The organism is Streptomyces sp. NPDC041068, assembly GCF_040647455.1.
Lineage (GTDB): Bacteria > Actinomycetota > Actinomycetes > Streptomycetales > Streptomycetaceae > Streptomyces.
The window spans coordinates 267555-285928 of the sequence record NZ_JBEZCG010000001.1; the positions used below are offsets into that span (position 1 = coordinate 267555).

At 71.3% G+C, this 18374-nt stretch carries 17 protein-coding genes, 2 pseudogenes and 1 riboswitch; of the genes and pseudogenes, 14 read left to right on the forward strand and 5 right to left on the reverse strand.

Annotated elements, in window-relative coordinates; genetic code table 11:
- Positions 1–56 precede the first annotated feature (56 nt).
- Both AB0B50_RS00935 and AB0B50_RS00940 read right to left on the reverse strand, forming a co-directional pair.
- On the reverse strand, positions 57–887 hold the full coding sequence (locus AB0B50_RS00935; protein ID WP_362323540.1) for an SDR family NAD(P)-dependent oxidoreductase: 831 nt from the start codon (positions 885–887) through the stop codon (positions 57–59).
- A gap of 403 nt (positions 888–1290) precedes the next feature.
- Positions 1291–1722 (reverse strand): VOC family protein, encoded by a 432-nt coding sequence (locus tag AB0B50_RS00940; RefSeq protein WP_362323542.1) that lies wholly within the window; start codon positions 1720–1722, stop codon positions 1291–1293.
- Between the two features lie 237 nt (positions 1723–1959).
- Here AB0B50_RS00940 and AB0B50_RS00945 point away from each other — a divergent pair.
- Together AB0B50_RS00945 and AB0B50_RS00950 are read left to right on the forward strand one after the other, a co-directional pair.
- Positions 1960–2543, forward strand: a pseudogene (locus tag AB0B50_RS00945) (transposase).
- 179 nt (positions 2544–2722) lie between these two features.
- Positions 2723–3976, forward strand: coding sequence for a glycosyltransferase (locus AB0B50_RS00950; protein ID WP_362323544.1), 1254 nt, complete (start codon positions 2723–2725; stop codon positions 3974–3976).
- On the opposite strand, the gene AB0B50_RS00955 is transcribed toward AB0B50_RS00950, so the two are convergent.
- A complete protein-coding gene (locus AB0B50_RS00955; protein WP_362323546.1) occupies positions 3963–4559 on the reverse strand; it encodes a hypothetical protein in 597 nt (198 codons plus the stop codon). The two genes, AB0B50_RS00950 and AB0B50_RS00955, sit on opposite strands and share 14 nt — an antisense overlap.
- A gap of 221 nt (positions 4560–4780) precedes the next feature.
- On the opposite strand from AB0B50_RS00955, the pseudogene AB0B50_RS00960 reads away from it, so the two are divergent.
- Positions 4781–5164 (forward strand): annotated as a pseudogene (locus AB0B50_RS00960) (transposase); the annotation flags it as partial.
- A gap of 176 nt (positions 5165–5340) precedes the next feature.
- Complete coding sequence (locus AB0B50_RS00965) at positions 5341–5634, forward strand: hypothetical protein (protein WP_362324996.1); 294 nt, start codon at positions 5341–5343, stop codon at positions 5632–5634.
- Here the strand turns inward: AB0B50_RS00965 and AB0B50_RS00970 are convergent.
- Positions 5618–7135: a cytosine permease gene (locus AB0B50_RS00970; protein ID WP_362323548.1), complete on the reverse strand. Its 1518-nt coding sequence runs from the start codon at positions 7133–7135 to the stop codon at positions 5618–5620. The two genes, AB0B50_RS00965 and AB0B50_RS00970, sit on opposite strands and share 17 nt — an antisense overlap.
- A 71-nt stretch (positions 7136–7206) precedes the next feature.
- On the opposite strand from AB0B50_RS00970, the gene AB0B50_RS00975 reads away from it, so the two are divergent.
- From AB0B50_RS00975 to AB0B50_RS00995, 5 genes are all read left to right on the forward strand, one after another.
- The gene (locus AB0B50_RS00975) at positions 7207–7869 is read left to right on the forward strand and encodes a TetR family transcriptional regulator C-terminal domain-containing protein (RefSeq protein WP_362323550.1); all 663 of its coding nucleotides are present in this window, start codon (positions 7207–7209) and stop codon (positions 7867–7869) included.
- A 41-nt stretch (positions 7870–7910) separates the two neighbouring features.
- Positions 7911–9533, forward strand: coding sequence for an amidohydrolase (locus AB0B50_RS00980; RefSeq protein ID WP_362323553.1), 1623 nt, complete (start codon positions 7911–7913; stop codon positions 9531–9533).
- 260 nt (positions 9534–9793) lie between these two features.
- On the forward strand, positions 9794–10363 hold the full coding sequence (locus AB0B50_RS00985) for a hypothetical protein (RefSeq protein ID WP_362323555.1): 570 nt from the start codon (positions 9794–9796) through the stop codon (positions 10361–10363).
- Positions 10360–10743 (forward strand): peptidase inhibitor family I36 protein, encoded by a 384-nt coding sequence (locus tag AB0B50_RS00990; RefSeq protein WP_362323557.1) that lies wholly within the window; start codon positions 10360–10362, stop codon positions 10741–10743. Before AB0B50_RS00985 ends, AB0B50_RS00990 begins: the two co-directional genes overlap by 4 nt.
- 167 nt (positions 10744–10910) lie before the next feature.
- The gene (locus AB0B50_RS00995) at positions 10911–12041 is read left to right on the forward strand and encodes a cation diffusion facilitator family transporter (protein ID WP_362323559.1); all 1131 of its coding nucleotides are present in this window, start codon (positions 10911–10913) and stop codon (positions 12039–12041) included.
- 7 nt (positions 12042–12048) lie between these two features.
- Here the strand turns inward: AB0B50_RS00995 and AB0B50_RS01000 are convergent, their stop codons facing one another.
- Complete coding sequence (locus AB0B50_RS01000) at positions 12049–12468, reverse strand: ester cyclase (RefSeq protein WP_362323562.1); 420 nt, start codon at positions 12466–12468, stop codon at positions 12049–12051.
- 117 nt (positions 12469–12585) lie between these two features.
- Between AB0B50_RS01000 and AB0B50_RS01005 the strand changes: the two genes are divergently transcribed.
- From AB0B50_RS01005 to mmsB, 5 genes are all read left to right on the forward strand, one after another.
- On the forward strand, positions 12586–13188 hold the full coding sequence (locus AB0B50_RS01005; RefSeq protein ID WP_362323564.1) for a TetR/AcrR family transcriptional regulator: 603 nt from the start codon (positions 12586–12588) through the stop codon (positions 13186–13188).
- A gap of 36 nt (positions 13189–13224) precedes the next feature.
- Positions 13225–13405, forward strand: a riboswitch (cobalamin riboswitch).
- A gap of 213 nt (positions 13406–13618) precedes the next feature.
- A complete protein-coding gene (locus AB0B50_RS01010) occupies positions 13619–15118 on the forward strand; it encodes a CoA-acylating methylmalonate-semialdehyde dehydrogenase (RefSeq protein WP_362323566.1) in 1500 nt (499 codons plus the stop codon).
- Complete coding sequence (locus AB0B50_RS01015) at positions 15115–16299, forward strand: acyl-CoA dehydrogenase family protein (protein WP_362323568.1); 1185 nt, start codon at positions 15115–15117, stop codon at positions 16297–16299. Before AB0B50_RS01010 ends, AB0B50_RS01015 begins: the two co-directional genes overlap by 4 nt.
- Positions 16296–17372, forward strand: a complete 1077-nt coding sequence (locus tag AB0B50_RS01020; protein WP_362323570.1) for an enoyl-CoA hydratase/isomerase family protein — start codon at positions 16296–16298, stop codon at positions 17370–17372. The genes AB0B50_RS01015 and AB0B50_RS01020 overlap by 4 nt, the downstream gene beginning before the upstream one ends.
- Positions 17366–18325: a 3-hydroxyisobutyrate dehydrogenase gene (gene mmsB, locus AB0B50_RS01025; protein WP_362323572.1), complete on the forward strand. Its 960-nt coding sequence runs from the start codon at positions 17366–17368 to the stop codon at positions 18323–18325. The genes AB0B50_RS01020 and mmsB overlap by 7 nt, the downstream gene beginning before the upstream one ends.
- The last annotated feature ends 49 nt before the right edge of the window (positions 18326–18374 follow it).

The following is an 18374-nucleotide window of genomic DNA, read 5'->3' on the forward strand; positions in this document are numbered from 1 at the left end:
CGGTGTCAGGCGACCTCAGGCAGCGTCACGCGGTGCGGGGCCGCGCCGAGCGGCTGTCAGGCTGCGGCGCGGCCTACCAGCACGTCGGCGAGCTTGTTGAGGCGCTTGATGGTGCGGTCCTCGGTCGCGGCGGGGGCGGGTGCGACGCGCTCGGCACGGTCGTAGTAGGCGCCGTTGACGATCTCCACGGCCGGATCGCACAGCCGCACGACATGCGCGGCGCCCTCGGCCGCCGTCACGCCCTCGTTCGCGTACAGCGGCAGGAGCGCCGTGTCGCACACCCCGGGGTGCACGGATACCGCGGTGACCCGCGGGTCCGCGGCGAACACCGTCAGGGCGAGCTGCGACTGCGCGTACGCGGCGAGCCGGGAGTAGCGGCGGGCGCGGTTGGGGTCGCTCCACTGGATCGACGCCGTGCGGTGCAGCGAGGAGGAGACGTTGACCACGCGGCCGCCCGGCGCGGAGGTCAGGGCCGGCTCCAGGAGGCAGGTCAGCAGGTAGTGCGCGAGGAAGTTGACCTGGAAGGCGATCTCGTTGCCGTCGGTCGTGACGGTGTGCCGCTCGGGGGCCGCCGTCCCGGCGTTGTTGACGAGGACATCCAGGTGGGGGTGGTCCCGCACGATCAGGGCGGCCAGTTCCTCGACCTCGTCGAGGCGCGTGAAGTCGGCGCCGAAGACGGGCAGTTGGGTCGCGGAGACGTCGGTGGTCGCGATGAGCCGGTCGGCGGCGGCGCGGGCCTCCTCGGCGGTGCGCCCGTGCAGCAGCACGGTGGCGCCCCGCTCGGCGAGTCGGCGCGCGGTCGCGAAGCCGATGCCGGAGGTGGCTCCGGTGACCAGGACGGTGCGGCCGGTGAGGGAGGAGGAGGCGGGCAGGGCGGATTCGAGCATGGGGCATCCAGGGATAGGGGTACGCGACGTCCGAGAGGCCTGACGGCATCTCACATCACGTACGAAGAGGGTGCGTTGATGGGTGTGACACAGGGGCGCCGGTTCAGGTCACGGCGCCCCTGAGCTCCTCGGGAGCACGCGTCAGCGCGCGGCGGACGCTCCCGTCAGAGGGCAGCGGGGCATGCGACGGGGCGCCCGATGAGGGGGCCGGTCGAGGAGGAGCCACGCGCTGTTCACACCGTCCATGGAAGCGTTCCAGGAACCCGTGTTCAACCTCGGACGCGGTTTCCATATGCCGCCCTGACGCACTCCGATGTGCCCATGCCGGGGGGCAGCCACTGGCTCAAGTAGCGATCATTTGGCCCAGGTGGCAATCACTTGGCCCAGGTGGCGATCACCTGGCTCAGGTGGCGAACACCTGTGAGTCGTCGGCGAACGCCTTGAACTCCAGGGCGTTGCCGGCCGGGTCCAGGAGGAACATCGTCCACTGCTCGCCCTTCTGCCCCGCGAAGCGCACATACGGCTCGATGACGAACTCCGTGCCCGCCGCGCGCAGCCGCTCCGCGAGCTCCTGGAACGCGGGGACGGTCAGGATCAGACCGAAGTGCGGCACCGGGACGTCGTGGCCGTCGACCGGGTTGTGCGCGTGCGGCGCGCGCTCCGGTGCGAGGTGCGTGACGAACTGGTGGCCGTGCAGGTTCCAGTCCACCCACGTGTCCGCGCTGCGGCCCTCTTCCAGGCCGAGGACTCCGCCGTAGAAGCGGCGAGCCGCTGCCAGGTCGTCCACCGGCATGGCGAGATGGAACCGAGGTATCGAGGAGTCGAGAATGCTCATGGAGGCCACTTTCCCTAGGAGGTCAACGACGCCTTCTGACTGAGTGTTTGGTGCTGTTTCACTGCGGTATGCAGCAGTTCTGCGTGGCCGAGGCTTTGAGGCCGGAGAGGGCGACGGGCTGGTCGGTCGGTGATGGGGCAGGAGAGAACTGTTTCGTTCCAGCATCTCCTGTCTCATCCCAACACGCCCCGGCCCGTGGTCCTTTACCCCCTGGTCGGGCCAAGCGTCGCGCGGTACATCGGAAACAGGCCCCCACCCGACCGGTATCCCAGAGACCTGCCCGACGAACGCCGGCAGCTGATCGAGCCGGTGCTCACCGCCTGGCGGGCCCGGCGCCGCCGGGACGCCCTGGACATCGGCCGCCCGCCCGAGCACGATCTTCGCGCAATCATGAACGCGATCCTGTACGTGGACCGCACCGGCATCCCCTGGCGCTATCTGCCCCATGACTTCCCGCCCTGGGCCACGGCGTACGGCTACTTCGCCAAGTGGCACACCGACGGCGTGTTCGAGCAGCTCACCGGCGCATCACCAAGGCGTGGGTCGACGCCGGCTACCGCGCCACCGCCATCGGCCACGGCGCCCGACTGGGCATCGACGTCCACCCCGTCCAACGCGCCCCGGGAGTCAAGGGATTCAAGGTCATTCCAAGACGCTGGACCATCGAGCGCAGCATCGGCTGGCTCATGCACCACCGGCGCCTCGCCCGCGACTACGAGACCCACCCACACTGCTCCGAAGCCATGATCCACCTCGCGATGATCGATCTGATGGCCGACCGCCTCACCGGCGAAGCCACCCTGAACTGGCGCGGAACCTGACCCGGGACCGAACACCAACCGCCGGACCAACCAGTCGGTTAGGCTCGGCCTGGCCGGGACTGCTCGATGGCGGGCGGGCTGTCAGCTCATCGACGGGCGAGGACCACTGGCAGCAGCGGTACCTGACGCTGACCCCGGCCTGACGCCCGTCCGGCGGAGTGACGGACTCGAGGAGAACGATGCGGATCGTCCTGCTGACCATTGGTTCGCGCGGTGACGTGCAGCCGTTCGTGGTGCTCGGCGTTGAGCTGAAGGCTCGTGGGCACGAGGTGGTGCTGGCAGCTGGGGCGGAGTTCAGGAGCTTGGCCGACCGGGCCGGTCTCGGCTTCCGGGCTCTCGAAGCGCTGCCCGCCGGCTTCGCCGAGTCGGTGCTGCGCGATCCGAAGGTGCGGGCCGCCTTGCGGCGTGGGCCGTCGATGTACCGGATGGCCATGGCGGCGCCACGGCCATCCGGTCCCCAGCAGCAGGCCCTGATCGACGAGATGGTGGCCGCCGGCGAGGGCGCGGACATGGTCATCAACACCACGCTGACCCGGATGGGCGCGCTGGCCCGGCCGGACGTGCCGTGGTGTTCGGTCGCGTCCTGGCCGGTGACCGAGACCGCCGCGTGGCCCGCGCTGGGCGCGCCGGAGCTGTCGCTGGGCGGCGGTTACAACCGGTTCACCCACCGGGCCATGGGCGCGCTGGAGTGGCTGGTGTACCGGCCCAGCGTGAACCGCGGCCGGACCGCCGCCGGGCTGCCACGACTCGGGCTCCGCTCACCCTTCCGTGACGACGGGGTCACCCGGCCGCTGCTGTACCAGTTCAGCCCGCACGTGTTCGCGCCGCCCGCAGACTGGCCGGAGCACTGTCACATCACCGGGTACTGGTCGGACAACGTGCGTTGGGACAATCCGGCGGAGGTGACCGAGTTCGTCGAACGCGGCGATCCGCCGCTGGTGGCCACCTTCGGCAGTGCCTGGGCGGTGGACGGTCCCGGCCTGCTCGCGGCGAGCGTGGCGGCAGCGGCGGCAACCGGACACCGGCTGGTGGTCGTCGGTGGCCCGGACAGCCCGCTGCCCGCCGGCGTCGAGGCGATCCGGACCGAAAGCGCCGACTTCGTCTGGCTGCTCCCCCGCGCCGCCGCCGTACTGCACCACGGCGGCCAGGGCACCACCGCGGCCGTGGTGTCCGCTGGCGCGCCACAGGTCGTCGTACCTTGCTATGCCGACCAGCCGGTGTGGGCGAGCCGGATGACCACGTTGGGCGTCGCACCGCCGCCGGTGCCGTTCTCCCGGTTGACCGGCGACCGGCTGGCCGCCGCCGTGCGAACCGCCATCGACGATCCGGCGATCGCCACTCGGGCGGCGGCGCTGGCGGCCGCGGTGCGCGCTGATCGAGGCGTGGCCGCCGCCGCAGACGTCATCGAGAACCACGCCGTCACCCGGCGCTGACGGCTTCCCGGTGGCAGCCCTTCCCCAGCCGGAACTGGAGGAACCTTGACCGCTCTCCTGAAGCCTGTCCCGTAAGTGCACTCAACGTCTCATGGCGCTCACGCTGTTGTGTGAGCAGGGTGTGTGGTGAGCTTCCTTGTTGTCCGCCGCAGAACGTGGTCTTGATCGACTGCACGATGAGGTCTGCCTGGTCGTCCATCACATCGAACCTGCGAACCGCATCACTTCTGACCTCGTCGGCGGCCGAACCTTGTTTGATGCCCAGGCAGTGTCGCCGCAACCTTCCGTCGATCTCCGTCTTCATCAGGAACGGCTGGGCATAGAGGGCTCTCACCCGGTGATCGAAGTCGGCATAAAGGAGCCGGGTCAGCTCCAGTCGCGACTCGTAGATCACGTGATCGCTCATGGTCGAGGACCAGTACGTGCCCGAGTAGTGCTTCTGCCCGTAGAACCAGCGGAACGTCCGCCAGGGCGCCGCAGGCTGAAATGCCTCCGCCTGCCCAGCAGACCAAGACCGCTCCTCATCGATGACCCCATCCGTACGCCGCACCTGCACCAGCACGGTGCCGACCTCACGATCCACGCTGTACCCCCGTGATCCAGGCGGGTCAGCCGTGCCCGCCAGACCTCCGTCTGACGCAAGTACGCTCTCCGGCAGACGGCACGGGATACAGGAAGAGGCCCCAAACCACCGCTTGGGATGGCTAGGTTGGCGTGGAGTTGTCCAGGTTTGCCGACCAATCCAGCAGACGGTGGTCATACCGATCTGGAATATGGCGTCAGAAATTGGACGCTACACCACCACTGCTGACCGTCATGGTCACCGCGGCCAGCGTCTCCGACACCGCGGCCGGTGTGACCCTGCTGTCCCGCATCGCCGCCGCCCACCCGCGCATCACCAAGGCGTGGGTCGACGCCGACTACCGCACCACCGCCCTCGATCACGGCGCCCGCCTCGGCATCGACGTCCGCCCCGTCCAACGCCCACCCGGCACCCGCGGGTTCACGATCATCCCGCAGCGCTGGACCATCGAGCGCAGCATCGGCTGGCTCATGCATCACCGCAGACTCGCCCGTGACTATGAGACCCACCCGCACCGCTCCGAAGCCATGGTCCACCTCGCGATGATCGACCTCATGGCCGGCCGCCTCACCGGCGAAGCCACCCTCAACTGGCGAGGAACCTGACCCGGGTCCAAACACCAATCACCGAACCAAACGCTCAGTGAGTACGCCTACTCATGATCGGTCCTCGGACGCGCCGCAGGCTGGTGGTACAAGACGATCAGAGGGAGTCAACAGTGCGCAAGACCAGCCGAGTTCGAACGACGTCGCCCGCGTTCGGCGGCCGTCCCGCGCGGGCCTTGGCGGGCCTCGCGCCGGCGGGCGCGACGGTCGCGGTGCTGACGAGCTGCTCCGTGCAGGACGCGATCTGCGGCGGGGGAGAGTATCCGGTCCTTGCGGTGGGCAGCAGCGGCAGCGCGTGCATACCCAAGGGCGACGCGTGCGTACCCAAGGGCGAGGAGCCCCCTGAGGGGTACGCGTGCTACCCGCAGGGGAAGGTCCCCGAGCGCGTCGGGGACAAGTGGGACGAGTACTGGAACACCCACACGATCGACAAGGACGGCAGGACCGTCACGCTCAAGGACGGCCAGTGAAGGTGCCGCCGGTTGTGCCGCTGGTTGTGTCGCCGGTTGTGCCGGTAGCCGTGCAGGTGTCCGTGTCCGCAGACGTGCGGGCGGGGCGGTAAGTGATCGCGTAGACGCCCGACGCCACGACGACGCCGACGGGCAGCGCGAGGTCCACGCCGCCGAGCGCGTGCGCGACGGGACCGGTGTACAGGGTGTTCGCGCACAGGGCCGCCGCGGCCGTACCCGACGTCAGGGCGAGGGCGCCCGGCCAGTTGACGCCCGCCGTGTACCAGTGGGGGCTGCCGGGGGACTCGTCGGTGAGGGCGAGGCCGTCGTAGCGGGCTCGGCGCAGGACGATGTCCGTCGCGTACACCGCCATGCTGGGGCCGAGCAGGACGACGGTCAGCTGGAGGACGTTGCTGACGGTGTCGAGGAAGTTGGACACGAGCAGCGCGTACAGGGTGAGGGCGACGGCGAACGCGCCGTCGACCAGGACGCTGAACGAACGGCGGATGCGTACGCCCGCGGACTGCAGGGCGAGGCCCGCGCTGTACGCGGTCAGCGCGTTGAGGGAGATCGTGCCGAGCACCAGGGCGAGCAGGAAGACGGGCGTGAACCAGCCCGGCAGGATGCCTTCGAGCGCGGTCTGCGGGTCGGTCATGTCGAGCGCGGTCGCCGCGAACGCGCCCAGGGAACAGACCACGACGCTGGGCAGGAACCCGCCGAGCGCGGTCCAGCCCACGATCGCCTTACGCGAGGTCGTGCGGGGCAAGTAGCGTGAGAAGTCCGCGCTGTTGGTGTAGGAGAGCGGGCCCGAGGCGATGAGCGTGACGCCGCCCACGAGCGCCGCCCACAGGGCGGTTCCGGAAAGCTGCTCGGCGGGCGTGTAGCCGAAGTCGGTGCGGTCGAGCACGTAGAAGGCCACGACGGCGAAGGCCAGGGTGAGGGCCACGGTGATCGGGAGGTAGAGCTTCATGATCATGGCGTGGCCGTAGACGCTGATGGCCAGGGTGAGCGCGGCGATGACGACCACCACGGCGATCTTGGTGCCGGTGGTGAGCGGGACCCCGGCCCTGTCGACGAGCGAGAAGGCTGCCAGCGCCGCGGCGGCCAGATTGAGCGCGATGTAGCAGATGCAGATGGCCCAGCCGGTGATCGCGATGTTCACGCGGTTGCCGCGGACGCCGTACATGGCCCGCATGACCACCTCGCTCGGCGTGCCGGACGCGGGACCGGAGACGGCGAGCAGCCCCACCGCCGGCCAGGTCAGATTGCCCACGACGATCACCGCGAGGGCCTGCCGGAGGGTGAGGCCCATGAGGATCAGGGTGCCGCCCACGACCAGGCTCAGATAGTTCACGTTGGCCGCGGCCCACACGGCGAACAGCTCCCGGGGGCGGCCGTGGCGTTCCCGCTCGGGAATGTGGTCGATCCCGTGCACCTCGATGCGGCCCGCCGGGTCCAGGGGCGCGGCCGCCGCGTGCGCACCGTCCGTGCCTGGGTACGGGTCGGGGATCGTGGACGCCATGAAGCCCTCCGAGGGTGCTCGCCGTAGCCGCCTGCTTGCTTATTGGTCGCACACTCAATAGCGTTGCGGGCATGTCGTCAAGCGTTCAGCGCAAGCGAATTCGGAAATCACCGGCCGCCCGACGTGCGGAAATCGTCGCCGCGGCGGCCGCAGTCGCCCTGGCCGAGGGGCTGGAGTGCATCACTCTGCGGCGGATCGGCGACGAGCTCGACGTACGTCCGGGGTTGATCAGTCACTACTTCCCCTCCGCCGAGGACCTCGTCGCGGAGGCGTTCGGGAGTGCCGCGAGCGCCGAGCTCGACGGCCTCCTGCCGGCCGAGCGGCCCGAGGAAAACCCCACGTGGTACCTCGCGCGGTTCTTCGCGCGCGCGACGGGCGAGGCGTACGACGACATCAGCCGGCTCTGGATCAACGCGCGGCATCTCAGGCGCTACCGCCCCGTGCTCCGCGACCGGGTGGCCGAGCAGGAGGCCGCCTGGCGCGGGCGTCTCGTCGGCCTCATCCGAGAGGGCGTCGAGCGCGACGAATTCCGCACCGCCGACCCCGATGTGACGGCCATTCAGATTCTGGTGGTGCTCGACGGTCTCGGCACCCACGCCAGTACCGACATCGGCAACCGCCCCGAGGCGGTGATGCGGATGGCTGTCACCACGGCCGAGCGTGAACTCGGCCTGGAGTACGGGACGTTGACCGCCACCCCCGATGTCGATCCCGACACTTCCGCCGCTCGCTGACCTGTCCGTCGCTCACCGACCCCGCAACGAGGAGCCCTCTGGTGTCCACCCCTCTCGTCCTGCTCTCCGCTCGTCTGCTCGACCCGGCCACCGGAGGATTCCTGCCGCAGACCGCCCTGGCCGTGTCCGAGGGGCGGATCTCCGCGCTGGGCGACGACCGTGACGTGCGCGCGCTCGCGGACTCCGCCACGACGGTGATCGACCTGAAGGGTGCCGTCATGACGCCCGGCCTGGTCGACGGACACCTCCACCCCGTCTCCGGCGCCGAGCTGACCCACGGCCTGGACCTGTCGGGCTGCGCCGACCTGGCCGCGGTGCGCGAGGCGCTGGCCCGTGAGGTCAGGGCACTGGCGCCCGGCGCGTGGCTGCACGCCTGGGGCCTCGACCCGAACGTCTTCGGTGACCGCCCCGTGGCCGCCGAGGCTCTCGCGCCCGTGCTCGACGGCGTACCTGCCCTGCTCCAACTCTTCGACGCCCACTCCATGGTCGCCAGCCCCCGCGCACTCGAACTCGCCGGTGTCGACGGGCCGCGCACCTTCGACCAGGCCGCCGAGATCGTGTGCGACGACGCGGGGCGGCCCACCGGGCTGCTCCTGGAGGACGCCGCCTGCGAACTCGTCGAACGCGCGGCCCCGCAGCCCACGCACGCCGAGCGCCGCGCCCGGCTCGCCACCGCCCTGCGCGGCATGGCCGCCGCAGGCCTGACCGGCGGCCACGCCATGGACGCGAACGGCGAAAGCCTCGCGCTGTACGCCGAGTTGGACGCGGCGGGCGAACTGCCGGTGCGGCTGCGCGTCGCCCCCTGGTGCCAGCCCGGCACCGACGCCGAAGGGCTGCGCGCGCTCATCGAGCAGCAGGGCACCGGCGGCTCCCTGTGGCACACCGCCGGCGTCAAGCTCTTCATGGACGGCACCATCGACAACGGCACCGCCTGGCTCGAACACCCCGACTGCCACGGCGAGTCCACGCACGCCTTCTGGCCCGACCCGGCCGCGTACACCGACGTCATCGGCGCGCTCCACCGCGCGGGCGTGCCCACCGCCACCCACGCCATCGGGGACGCGGCCGTACGGCACGCCCTGGACGCCGTCGAGAAGGCCTTGGCCTGCGGCGGACGCGACGTACGGCACCGGATCGAGCACATCGAGACCGTGCCCGACGACACTCTCGGCCGCTTCGCCGAGCTCGGCGTCATCGCCTCCATGCAGCCCACTCACTGCTGCGACTTCACCCGGGCCGACCACACCGACAACTGGTCCCGTCGCCTCGGCGAGGAGCGTGCCTCGCGCGCCTGGCGCTGCCGTGACCTGTGGGACTCGGGTGCCACGGTCGTCCTCGGCTCCGACTGGCCCATCGCCCCCTACCCGCCGCTCGGCGTCATGGCGGGCGCCCGCCACCGCCGTCCGAGCCGCGACCTGGGCCAGGCCCCGCACGGGCCCGAACAGGCGCTCACCGCCCTGGAGGCGCTGCGGGGCATGACGGTCAACGCCGCCCGCGCGGCGGGGGACGAGCACGAGGCGGGGCGCATCGCCGTGGGCCACCGCGCCGACCTCACCGTCCTCGCCGACGACCCGCTCACCGCCGCCGCCACCGACCTGCCGGAGCTGCCGGTGCTCCTGACGGTCCTCGACGGCCGCCCCACGCACCGGGACACGAGCGTGTGACACCACACCTCCGGTAGCGGCCCGGGAGGCGTACGGACCCAGGGAGATGCCAGTGACAACTGCGGTACGACTACTCACTGGTGCGAGTGATGCTGTGCCTACCTGCGAGGGCACCTGGGAAAGAAGCGCATGCATCTCCCGCCTGTCACTTCTGGAGGCCTCGTGCGCCACCCAGCCGCCGCCCCGGCAAACGCCCTCACGGCGGTCACCCCGACCGCCCTCGGCGGCGCCCCCGCGACCGCTTCGTGAGGTCGCGCCCGATGTCTCACCGTCACCGCCCCCGGCAACGGCTCCCGCGCGCCGCCTCGTTCCTCGCGGCCGCCTGTCTGCTCGCCGGCCTGACCGGACTCACCGGCTGCGGCGCGCCCCGTGAGCCGACCGTCTCGCTGAGCCCTTCCGACACCCTCAAGGCAGCCCAACTCCTGCTCACCGACCGCTGTTTGACCCATCGAGGGCTCACGCCGCCGCGCCCCGGCCGCCCGCCATCCGACGCGGCCGAAGCCCGGCGGGTCGAACGCGCACTGTTCGGCACCGGTCCGACCGAGCTCACCCTCAAGCTGCCCAGCGGGCACGTCATCGGCCACCACACCGACGGCTGCCTGGCGACCGCCGAGCGGCGTCTCTACGGCGACCAGCGCCGCTGGTTCCGGGCGGTCACGAACGTCAACAACCTCAAGTCCAAGGCCCCGTCGAGCGACCGTGCCGCCTACCGGGAGCTGCGCGCGCACGCACTCGCCGAGGCGCGGGAACTGCTCACCGCAGAACTCGACGGACCGTCCGCGCAGCACGACTCACTCACCGCAGTAGGCAAGGAAAGGACCCCTTCATGAAACACCCCGTAGCCCTGCTCGCCGCCGTCCTGCTCGCCACCGGCACGGGCCTGACCACGGCCGCACCCGCGTCGGCGGCGGACTGCCCGAGCGGCAACTTCTGCGTCTGGACCGAGGCCAACTTCGGCGGCCAGCGCATGAACGCCTCGGGCGACGACGAATGGTGGGAGAGCTGGATCGCCGACGCGGACTCCTCCTGGGCGAACCACGGGATCTCCGGGCCGGGCGTCAAGGACCACGTCCAGGTCCACGAGGACGCCGTCCAGTGGCCCTCCACCGGCGGCGACATGACGATCTGTCTCCGTCCGGGTGACGAGGTCGGCTACAACGCCACCGCCAACGACCGCGGCGACTCCCACACGTGGGCGATGGGCTGCTGAGGGCGCAGTAGTCGCACAATCCGCGACACCGCACCGTGCCGGTGCGAGAGATGCGCAGGTGAGGGCCGCATGCGTGTAGTCATACGTACGCCTCGCGGGCGCTCGTACGCACACAATGAGGGGCGCCGTCCGCGTGCAGGACGTCCGCGTACCGGAAGGGGCCCCACGTGAGCGATCGTCACGACCACGAGCACCCTCACCCGCATCGACACCCCCAGCCCCACCCCCACTCTCATCCCCACCCCCACTCCCATCCTCACCCCCACTCTCATTCCCACCCGCATCCGCATCGGCACCCGCATTCCTCCGGATCCGGCTTTCGACGCCGTGTCCGGCATCTCTTCGTGCCGCACTCCCACGACAGCGCCGACAAGGTCGACACCGCCATGGAGAGCTCGGCGCGTGGGATGCGGGCGCTCTGGGTGTCGCTCGCCGTGCTGGGGCTGACGGCCCTCGCGCAAGCCGTGGTCGTCGTCCTCTCCGGCTCCGTCGCCCTGCTCGGCGACACCGTGCACAACGCCGCGGACGCCCTGACCGCGGTGCCGCTCGGCATCGCGTTCGTCCTCGGGAGGCGAGCCGCGACGCGCCGCTTCACGTACGGATACGGCAGGGCCGAGGACCTCGCGGGCCTTGTCATCGTGCTCACCATCGCCGCCTCGGCCGCCTTCGCCGGGTGGACGGCCGTCGAACGGCTCCTGAATCCGCGGGACATGGAGCACATCCCCGTCGTGGCGGTGGCGGCCCTCGTCGGTTTCGTCGGCAACGAAGGCGTGGCCCGGTACCGCATCCGCGTCGGCCGCGAGATCGGCTCGGCCGCGCTGGTCGCCGACGGACTCCATGCCCGTACGGACGGGTTCACCTCGCTGGCCGTGCTGCTGAGCGCGGGCGGCGCCGCCCTGGGCGTTCGGCTCGCCGACCCCGTGGTCGGCCTGCTCATCACGGCCGCGATCCTGCTGGTCCTGCGGGACGCCGCCCGCGAGGTCCTGCGGCGCGTCATGGACGCGGTCGATCCCGCGCTGGTGGACACGGCCGAACGGGCCCTCCTGGACGTGGAGGGTGTACGGGGTGTCGGCGAGCTGCGGATGCGCTGGATCGGGCACCGGCTGCGCGCCGAGGTGGCGGTCCTCGTGGACGGCTCGCTCGGCGTGCGCGAGGCGCACCACGTGGCGGTCGAGGCGGAGCACGCGCTGCTGCACGCGGTGCCCCGGCTGACCGCGGCGCTGGTCCACGCCGATCCGGCGCCCGTCGACGGCGAGCGGGACCCGCACCACGCCCTGGCCCACCACGGACCGACCTGAAACCTCCCTACTCCGTTGCCCGCAACTGCTGGAGCAGGCCGAGGCGGTCGATGACGGCGTGGCGTTCGCTGACGCGGTCGCCGACGAAGCGGAACAGGGCGAACGCCTCCATGCTCACCTCGCGCCCGGTGGCGGGCACGCCCATCAGTTCGCTGGTGTGGCGGGCCCGCATGCGCCAGCGCACCACCACCGCGTCGTCCTCGGCCACGAGGTCCAGGATCTCGAAGGAGGGGTCGGTGTACGCGGCGTGCACCGCGCGGATGGCCTCCTTGAAGCCCTGGGGGCCGCGGACGTTCTGGTGCAGGCCCTCGGTGGTGACGAAGTCGTCGGTGAACAGGCCGTCGGCCGCGTCGACGTCGCCGGACTCAAGTGCCTTGTAGAGCCTGCGGATGGAGTTCTTGCGTGCTTCCTGCGAGGGACCGGACATAAGAGGTCTTCCTTCCGGGACGGCGTGCCGAACCACTGGCGTACGACTTACTGAGCGATCTCTCAGTAAGTTAACCTCTTCCTGAGTGAACACTCAATAAGGAAAGGGGATTTCGAGGTGGCACAGGCGCGGCGCGGGCGGCCGTCGACCGGGGTGCGGGAGGCGGTCCTGAGGACCACGGGCGAAGTGCTCGGCGAGGCGGGAATCGCCCTGTCCACCAAGGAGATCGCGCGCCGGGCGGGTGTCGCGGAGTCGAGCATCTTCTACCACTTCGGCGACCGACTCGGCCTGCTGGAGGCGGTCATCGGCGAGCATCTGCCGGTGTTCTCCGACGCGACGGTCGTGCTGGGGAGCCGGGACGCCGACGGGGATCTGCGGGCGGACCTGGTCGCGGTGGTGAGCGGCCTGGAGGGTTTCTACCTCCGGATCATGCCGGTGCTCGGCGCCCTGCAGTCCGACCGGCAGCTCCGCGAACTCCTCGCGCGGCGCGGTGGCGACGTGGGCCCCCACCTGGCGCTGGGCGTGGTGGCCGACCTGCTCCGCACCGAACGCGCGGCGGGACGGGTGGGTGCCGCCCTGGATCCGAAGGCGGGGGCCCTGCTCCTCATCGGGGCGGGCCACCAACGGGCCATGCACCGCTACCTGCTCGGTGCGGCGGCCGAGGACTTCCTGCCCCCGGTCGAGACCGTGGTGGAGGCGCTGCTTCCGGCCTTCGTGTAAGGCGGGGGTGGACTTACTAGGACGTCCAACTATATGTTCGTGACCAGAGCCCGCGGTGCAGGGAAGCCGGTGTGAATCCGGCGCGGTCCCGCCACTGTGACCGGGGAGTGCGTTCTCGCAGAGCGATACGCCACTGACGGACAAGTGCCGTCGGGAAGGCGGGAGGACGCGCGCTGATCCGGGAGTCAGGATACCGGCCGCGGGGTGTTCCGTGTTGTCCACGAGGATGGAGCAGACACGCATGGCACCGGTCCGTACCCACGACCCAGGTGAACCGGCGGAGCGAGCGGTGGCCCCTGACGGCACCCAACTCCGCGACGGCTCTTAGGCCTTCGCGTCCCACGGCATTCTCGGCTGCGCACCCCCACCCCGGTGCCGCCGTCGGTCTGCCGTGCCATCCCCGGATCTCATCTGACGAGAGCAGGCTCTCATGGTCCGTGAACTGACACATTTCATCGGCGGCAAGCACGTGCCCGGCACGTCCGGGCTCTTCGCCGATGTCTACGACCCCAACTCCGGTTCCGTACAAGCACATGTGCCGCTGGCCGGGCGCGCGGAGACGACCGCGGCGATCGCCGATGCGCAGGCCGCGCAGCGCGAGTGGGGCGAGTGGAATCCGCAGCGGCGTGCCCGCGTGCTGCTGCGGTTCCTCCAACTCGTCGAGGGCGAGCGGGAGTCGCTGGCCCGACTGCTGTCCAGCGAGCACGGCAAGACCGTCGCCGACGCCCATGGCGATCTGCAACGCGGCCTGGAAGTCGTCGAGTTCGCCGCAGGCATCCCGCATCTGCTCAAGGGCGAGTTCACCGACAACGCGGGCACCGGCATCGACGTGCACTCCCTGCGCGTTCCGCTCGGCGTCACCGCCGGGATCACCCCGTTCAACTTCCCCGCGATGATCCCGCTGTGGAAGGCGGCGCCCGCCCTCGCCTGCGGCAACTCCTTCATCCTCAAGCCGTCCGAACGCGCGCCCTCCGTACCGCTCAGGCTCGCCGAACTCTTCCTGGAGGCGGGCCTTCCGCCCGGTGTCCTGAACGTCGTCAACGGCGGCAAGGAATCGGTGGACACCCTCCTCGAGGACTCCCGTGTCCAGGCGCTCGGCTTCGTCGGCTCCACCCCGATCGCCGCGCACATCTACGCCACCGCCGCCGCGAACGGCAAGCGCGCCCAGTGCTTCGGCGGCGCCAAGAACCACATGATCGTTATGCCGGACGCCGACCTCGACCAGGCCGTGGACGCCCTCATCGGCGCCGGGTACGGATCGGCCGGCGAGCGCTGCATGGCCATCTCGGTCGCCGTGCCGGTCGGCGAGGAGACCGCCGACGCGCTCGTCGCCCGCCTCAAGGAGCGCGTCGCCGAGCTGCGCATCGGCCGCTCCGACGACCCCGAGGCCGACTTCGGGCCGCTGGTCAGCCGCGACGCGCTCGACCGCGTACGCCGCTACGTCGACATCGGCGTGGGCGAAGGCGCCGAACTCGTCGTCGACGGACGCGACTTCACCCTGCCGGGACACGCGGACGGCTTCTTCGCCGGGCCCACGCTCTTCGACCGCGTCTCGCCGCGCATGCGGATCTACCGCGAGGAGATCTTCGGCCCCGTCCTGTGCGTGGCGCGCGCGGCCGACTACGAGGCGGCCCTGCGTCTGCCGACCGAGCACCCCTACGGCAACGGTGTCGCCATCTTCACCCGGGACGGCGACACCGCGCGCGACTTCTCCCGCCGCGTCGGCGCGGGCATGGTCGGCGTCAACGTCCCCATCCCGGTCCCGGTGGCGTACCACACCTTCGGCGGCTGGAAGCGCTCCGGCTTCGGCGACCTCAACCAGCACGGCCCGGACGCCATCCGCTTCTACACCCGCACCAAGACCGTCACCTCGCGCTGGCCATCGGGAGCGAGGGAAGGCGCGAACTTCACCATCCCGACGATGGGATGACCGCGATGACTTCGCTGACCGGCACCCTCGCCCAGGGCCAACTCACCCTCACCAAGGACCAACTCGCCCTCGCCGAGGTCACGCTCGACTTCGCCGAGGAACACCTCGCGCCACACGCCGTGGCCTGGGACCGCGACAAGCACTTCCCCGTCGACGTGCTGCGCAAGGCCGCCGCACTGGGCCTCGGTGGTGTCTACGTACGCGAGGAACACGGCGGTTCGGGGCTCGGCCGCACCGACGGCACCCTCGTCTTCGAGGCCCTGGCCACCGGCTGCCCCTCCATCGCCGGATACCTCTCCATCCACAACATGGTCGCCTGGATGATCGACCGCTACGGCGACGAGAACCAACGCGCCCGCTGGCTGCCCGGCCTGTGCGCGGCCGAGACGCTGGGCAGCTACTGCCTCACCGAGCCCGGCGCCGGATCCGACGCGGCGGCCCTGCGCACCCGCGCGGAACGCGACGGCGACCACTATGTCCTCACCGGCGTCAAGCAGTTCATCTCCGGCGCGGGCACCTCGCAGGTGTACGTCGTCATGGCCCGCACCGGAGGGGAGGGACCCGGCGGCGTCTCCGCGTTCGTCGTCGAGCGGGACGACGCGGGACTCTCCTTCGGTGCAGACGAACGCAAGATGGGCTGGAACGCCCAGCCCACCCGCCAGGTGCTCCTCGACGGCGTACGCATCCCCGCCGACCGCCGCCTCGGCGCCGAGGGCGAGGGCTTCCGTATCGCCATGAACGGTCTCAACGGCGGACGCCTCGGCATCGCCGCCTGCTCCTTGGGCGGCGCGCAGAGCGCCCTGCACCGCAGCATCGCCCACCTCGCCGACCGCGAGGCGTTCGGCGCGCGCCTCCTGGACGCCCAGGCCCTGCGGTTCCGGCTCGCCGACATGGCGACGGAGCTCTCCGCGGCCCGTGCCCTGGTGCGCCAGGCCGCCGACGCCCTCGACCGGAGCGACCCACGGGCCCCCGAACTGTGCGCCATGGCCAAGAGGTTCGCCACCGACACCGGCTACTCCGTGGCCGACCGTGCCCTCCAACTCCACGGCGGATACGGCTACTTGAGCGAGTACGGCATCGAGAAGATCGTCCGGGACCTGCGGGTCCACCAGATCCTGGAAGGAACGAACGAGATCATGCGCGTGATCGTGGCCCGCGGCCTCACCGAGGCCGTCCGATGACCGCGGCCGAGGACCCCGTGGTCCTCCGCGTCGAGGGCCGCGCGGCGCACATCACCCTCAACCGCCCCCGCGCCCTCAACGCCCTCACCCACACCATGGTCCGCCGCGTCGACGAGGCGCTGACCGCATGGGAGAGCGACCCCGCCGTCGAGACCGTGGTGCTCACGGGGGCGGGGGAGCGCGGTCTGTGCGCGGGCGGCGACATCAGGTCCATTCATGCGGACGTCACGGCGGGCAGCGGCGACGCGACGCGGGCCTTCTGGCGCGACGAGTACCGCCTCGACGCCCGCATAGCCCGCTACCCGAAGCCGTACGTCGCCGTCATGGACGGTGTCGTCATGGGCGGCGGCGTCGGAATCTCCGCGCACGCCGGCGTGCGCGTGGTCACCGAACGCTCCCGCGTGGCCATGCCCGAGACCGGCATCGGCTTCGTGCCCGACGTCGGCGGCACCTACCTCCTGGGCCTCGCGCCCGGCGAACTCGGCACCCATCTCGCCCTGACCGGCGCGCAGCTGACCGCGGGCGACGCGCTCAGGTGCGGCCTCGCCGACCACTTCGTGCCGTCGTCGTCGCTGCCCCGGCTGATCGCCGACCTCGCCGACACACCCGTACGAGAAGTCCTCGCGCGGTACGTCGGGGACGCGCCGCCGGGCCCCCTCGCGGAGGAGCGGCCCTGGATCGACCGCTGCTACGCCGCGGGCACCGTCGAAGAGATCGTCGACCGCCTCCTCGCGGACGGCTCCCGCCCGGCGAAGGAGGCCGCCGACGGGCTGCTCTCCCGGTCGCCCGTCGCGCTGAAGGTGACCTTGGCCTCGCTGCGCCGCGCACGTGAACTGGGCTCGCTGGAGGCGGTGTTGGACCAGGAGTACCGCGTGTCCTGCGCCGCCCTGACCGCGCCCGATCTAGCCGAGGGCATCCGCGCCCAGGTCATCGACAAGGACCGCTCGCCGCGCTGGAACCCCGGCACGCTCTCCGAGGTGACGGACGACGACGTCGAACGATACTTCGCACCGCTCGGCGCCCGGGAGCTCTCCCTGGCCGCGGGCGGCGCGGGACAGGAGGTGGCGTGGTGAGCGGGACCGAGCACGGTACGGGGCAGGCGCCGTGGCGGACGATCGCCTTCATCGGCCTCGGCCACATGGGCGGGCCCATGGCCGCGAACCTCGTTGCGGCGGGCCATCGCGTCGTCGGCCACGACCTGGTGGCCGACGCGCTGAAGGAGGCCGCGAGCAAGGGAGTCGTGCCCGCGGCCTCCGCGGTCGAGGCCGCTTCCGGCGCCGACGTGGTGATCACCATGCTGCCCGCCGGGCGCCACGTCCTCGCCCTCTACCGCGACGAGGGGCTGCTCGCCGCGGCCGCCCCGGGCACGCTGTTCGTCGACTGCTCCACCATCGACGTCGCGGACGCCCGCCTCGCCCATGAGGCCGCGGTCGCCGCGGGCCACCGCGCCCTGGACGCCCCGGTCTCCGGCGGGGTGGTCGGGGCGGAGGCGGGCACGCTGACCTTCATGACGGGCGGCGGCGCGGCCGAGTTCGCCGAGGCGGAGCCCCTGCTCTGCGCGATGGGCAGGAAGGCCGTGCACTGCGGGGCCGCCGGGGCCGGGCAGGCGGCGAAGATCTGCAACAACATGATCCTCGGCGTCTCGATGGTCGCGGTCAGCGAGGCCTTCGTGCTCGGCGAGAGCCTGGGCCTGTCCGCGCAGGCCCTGTTCGACGTGGCATCCACGGCGTCCGGGCAGTGCTGGGCGCTCACCTCCAACTGTCCGGTGCCGGGCCCGGTCCCCGCCAGCCCTGCCAACCGCGACTACCGGCCCGGCTTCGCCGCCGCGCTCATGGCCAAGGACCTCGGCCTGGCCGCGGGGGCCGCCCGCGCGGCGGGGGTGGATGCCGAACTCGGTCTGCGCGCTGCCCAGTTGTACGAGGAGTTCGCCGCGGGCGAGGGCGCGACGCGGGACTTCTCGGCGATCGTCCAGACGATCAGGCGACGGTCCGGTGCGCCGGAGGAGGGCGCAGCCGACGCGAGCTGACCGCTCCCCGGTGGCGTACGTCACAGGAAGGGGTGGGAACTCGGTCCGC